This is a genomic window from Paenibacillus sp. IHB B 3415 (assembly GCF_000802655.2).
Classification (GTDB): Bacteria; Bacillota; Bacilli; order Paenibacillales; family Paenibacillaceae; genus Paenibacillus_AQ; species Paenibacillus_AQ phytohabitans.
Genome location: NZ_JUEI01000201.1, coordinates 1 through 963, shown reverse-complemented (window position 1 = coordinate 963; position 963 = coordinate 1). Strand labels below are relative to the sequence as shown.

2 protein-coding genes are annotated in these 963 nt (G+C 40.5%); both read left to right on the top strand.

Features of this window, described 5'->3' with window-relative positions; genetic code table 11:
* The coding region (locus QW71_RS40785) for a hypothetical protein (protein ID WP_160311869.1) at positions 1–487 on the top strand (487 nt) is incomplete at its 5' end.
* Between the two features lie 10 nt (positions 488–497).
* Positions 498–800, top strand: a complete 303-nt coding sequence (locus QW71_RS36160) for a hypothetical protein (protein ID WP_039310980.1) — start codon at positions 498–500, stop codon at positions 798–800.
* The last annotated feature ends 163 nt before the right edge of the window (positions 801–963 follow it).

Genomic DNA, 963 nt, shown 5'->3' with positions numbered 1-963 from the left:
AGGGGCAGTGCTGGCGGGCAAGGGGATTGGGAAGTTGTTGGGGTTTGGGGTTAAGGAGATAAAGATTTCTGCATCAAGAAATCCGATTTTTGCTGATAATAACTTCTTAATTGCTGCAGCCGAAAAAAGCGATACAATAGCGCTGAATATTATTCGTCAAGGGAAGACTTATATTACACCTAATCAATACAATGAGTTTCTTAACGTTAGTACCACTGCTCAAAGAACTTCACGTAAAGCGTTTTTACAACAGGAGGGAGTAGGTGTCTTTGGAGGCTCACAAGCAAAAGCAATATCAGAAACTTCTGCTTTTCAGCAAGTCTTCAGGTCAGTTAAAACATCTCATGGACGTGGTGACGCTGCCCTAGGGGCATTTGCAAAGGCGACAGGTTATGAGGCATTTACTTATGAAAGAAGATTATACAATCACTATAAGCACACCTTACCTAATTTAGGAGTGCCAATACGTAATCCTTTAAGAGAATAGGTGGTAAGACATGTACAACTTACTTTTAATAAAAGAAGAATGCCCTAGATGTGGAGCGATTGTTAATACAGAAGCCGAATTTAAAATGGGTATGATGAATCTGGATACTTATAAACTGGGGGATAAATTAACATGGGCAATAGGGCAGGCCAGGCCCCCACACCAGAAAAGACCATATGACGGAAGTTCAATTGGAGAAGGATACGTCTGTTGTCCCAATTGTGAAAAAGATTTTTGGGTTCTCATAAGAATTGAACATGATACAATTGTCGATGTAAAAGTAGATAAAACTAAGACGGGTTATATAAAATGATTTCCTAATCTTTCTACCTTGGATTGCTTCGTGCTGTTCAAGGTATCTTTTTTTAGCAATATTTTCGGGTTCCTAGATTCAGGTAAAGTAGAGGTAAGCATGATGTAGGATAACAGCTTCCTGGCGGACCTGACCCCGGGTCTTGGGACAGTCAAGGGCTTCC

Coding starts and splice junctions, on each gene's coding strand:
- QW71_RS36160 (WP_039310980.1), top strand. CDS start 498: ATGTACAACTTACTTTTAATAAAAGAAGAATGCCCTAGATGTGGAGCG.